We start from the raw sequence: 2,845 nt of genomic DNA, 5'->3' as shown, positions 1-2,845 counted from the left end.
ACCTGCGCGACGTGGAAGGCCGCAGCGCGCTCCTGCTGGGCAAGGCCAAGGACAATAACGGCTCGGCCGCTATCGGCCCGTTCATCCGCCTGTTCGACGACACGTTCGACCTGGACGCGGTGCGCGCCGCCGAGCTCGCCATGCTGGTCGAGGGCACGGACGGCTTCCGCATGGAAGGCCATTCCAGCATGTCAGCGATCAGTCGCGACCCGGCCGACCTGGTCCGCCAGACGATCGGCGCCCACCACCAGTATCCCGACGGCTTCGTCCTCTATCTCGGCACCATGTTCGCTCCGATCCAGGACCGCCACGGCCCCGGCCAGGGCTTCACCCACGCGATCGGCGACGTGGTGAGCATCTGGACGCCGAAGCTCGGCAAGCTGGTGAACGTGGTCCAGCACGCGGACAAGGTGCCGGCCTGGGAGTTCGGCACCGGGGCGCTGATGCGCAATCTGGCGGGGCGGGGGCTGCTGAGGGGATAGGCTGGAGCGGCGTCCGGACCCTTTTCTCCAATGGTTCCGGACGCCTTCCACTTGGGGAAAGTTTACCGCAAGGATTGACAGAAGATTTCTATCAGGCAATCTTTCTTACACAACGCGGTAATCAATCCGCGACACGCGAAGTGTGGATTGCTGTTCTGAGCCTCAGCAAGAACATCATAATCGAGGACGCTTTGAATGGCGGGAACCAAACGCTTGCGCAGCGATGGCCTATCTGACCTCATGATTGGTTGGTCAAATAGGATGTCCAGGTTGAGCCGGCTTTCAATCATATCTTCGCTGAACTGGTAATCTCTTTAGTATCTCAGGGAATCGCTGAGAGAATGCCGGTCAGGTGCGAATCCAGAAGATTTGAGAGTTCCTGAAGGTAGTCCATCTTCGAATGAAGGTGGAAAGTTCGTCTCGCTGCTTGGTGAGCGAGAGCTTAATCTTCGCGTGCCGATCAGGAAGAAGCCCTCAGATGTGTCTCATTGCTGTAGGAGTGTTCTGTGGCAACGATTATAGGTACTTCCGGTGTTGATAATAAAGAAGGAACCAATTCCGCGGACGTGATGATCGGCTTGGCCGGCGACGACACGCTTCGCGGCTTGGACGGCAATGACGAGATCAGAGGTGATGACGGCAACGACATCCTCGATGGCCTGAATGGCGATGACCGGCTCTTTGGCGGTCTTGGCAATGATAAGATGGAGGGTGGCGCAGGTAACGACCACCTCCGGGGCGATGATGGGAACGACGAACTCTTAGGCGAGAGCGGGAACGATATTCTCGACGGCCTGAACGGGGATGATCGCCTCTTCGGTGGCCTCGGTAACGACAAGCTGCAGGGCGGCGCTGGAAACGATCTGCTCCGTGGCGATGACGGTAATGACGAGCTTCTCGGTGAGAGTGGGGACGATACCCTCGACGGCCTGAACGGTGATGATCGGCTCTCTGGCGGTGCCGGCAATGACAAGTTGCAAGGTGGTGCCGGAAACGACGTGCTCCGCGGCGATGATGGGAACGATGAACTTTCCGGCGAGAGTGGGAACGACGTCCTTGACGGGCTGAACGGCGATGACTCGTTGCAGGGCGGTGTCGGCAATGACTCCCTGCAGGGAGGCAGCGGTAACGATGTGCTCGCTGGCGATGCAGGCAACGATGTGCTCGCAGGCGAGAGCGGCGACGACCGGTTGGTCGGTGGCGATGGCGACGATGTCCTCATCGGCGGAGTCGGCGATGACAGCTTGGACGGCGGTGCGGGTAACGATGAGTACCGCTTCGGCAAGGGGCACGGGAGCGACCGCATTGTCGACGCAGGCGGCAACGACCGGATCCTGTTCGATGCCGGGATCGGATTCGATGACCTGAGAATCAGCACGGCCGGGCCTGACGTCTTGATCCAGTATGGCGCGGGTGCCGATACAATCAATGTCACCCTGGCCGGTCAGGTAGCCACGGGCGGTATCGAGCAAGTCCGGTTCCAGGGTAGTTCGACGGTCTATACCTGGAACAATGGTGAGTTCGCGGCGCCGACAAGTCCCCCGCCTCCTCCTCCGCCGCCCCCGCCCCCGCCCCCCGGTGGGCCGACCCAAGGCAGCGACGTCATCCCCGGCCGTGACGGTGACGACGTGGTGGACGGCCTGGGTGGCAACGACGCGATCTACGGCGGCAACGGCAACGACTCGCTCAAGGGCGGTGCCGGCGACGACTTCCTCGCGGGCGGTCCCGGCAACGACCGGCTGGAAGGCGGGCCTGGCAACGACAACATGGATGGTGGGGTCGGCAACGACCTGCTGTTCGGCAATGAGGGCGGCGACTTCCTGAAGGGCGGCGGCGGCGACGACACGCTGAACGGCGGCGGCGGTGCCGACCGGATCTTCGGCGGGATCGACAACGACATCCTGCATGGCGATGGACTGGACGATCTGGTTCGTGGTGGCCTGGGCGACGACCAAGTGTTCGGCGATGCCGGCAACGACAATCTGGACGGCGGCACCGGCGACGACGTCGTCGAGGGCGGCACCGGCGATGACCTGATGGCGGGTGGTACCGGCAACGATACGCTGCGCGGCGGCGACGGTGCCGACGACCTGCGCGGCAGCTTCGGCGACGACATCCTGGAGGGTGGTGCCGGCGACGACGACCTGCGCGGCGGCCATGGCGACGACATCCTGGACGGCGGTGCTGGGCGCGACATCGCCTTCTTCAACGGGGCGCGGGCCGACTACCAGCTCACGGAGCAGGGTGATGGCGGCTGGCTGGTCGCCCATACGGCGGCAGGCCGGATCTACGGCAGCGACGTGGTGCGCGGCGTCGAGGTGCTGGAGTTCGGCGGCGGCGTGCAGGTGATGGTCAGCTGACCA

The 2,845-nt window shown here is 63.3% G+C and carries 1 protein-coding gene and 1 pseudogene; both read left to right on the top strand.

All coding sequences use genetic code 11. The annotated features are described in order from the left end of the window. Nucleotides 1-482: pseudogene (locus EQG76_RS28160) on the top strand (fumarylacetoacetate hydrolase); the annotation flags it as partial. A gap of 569 nt (nucleotides 483-1,051) precedes the next feature. After that, nucleotides 1,052-2,842, top strand: a complete 1,791-nt coding sequence (locus EQG76_RS33760) for a calcium-binding protein (RefSeq protein ID WP_407925579.1) — start codon at nucleotides 1,052-1,054, stop codon at nucleotides 2,840-2,842. Nucleotides 2,843-2,845: the final 3 nt, after the last annotated feature.

Origin of the sequence: Geminicoccus flavidas (genome assembly GCF_009806515.1) — a bacterium.
Taxonomy (GTDB): domain Bacteria; phylum Pseudomonadota; class Alphaproteobacteria; order Geminicoccales; family Geminicoccaceae; genus Geminicoccus; species Geminicoccus flavidus.
The sequence above is the reverse complement of the archived record's forward strand: the minus strand, read 5'-3'. Positions and strand labels throughout refer to the sequence as shown.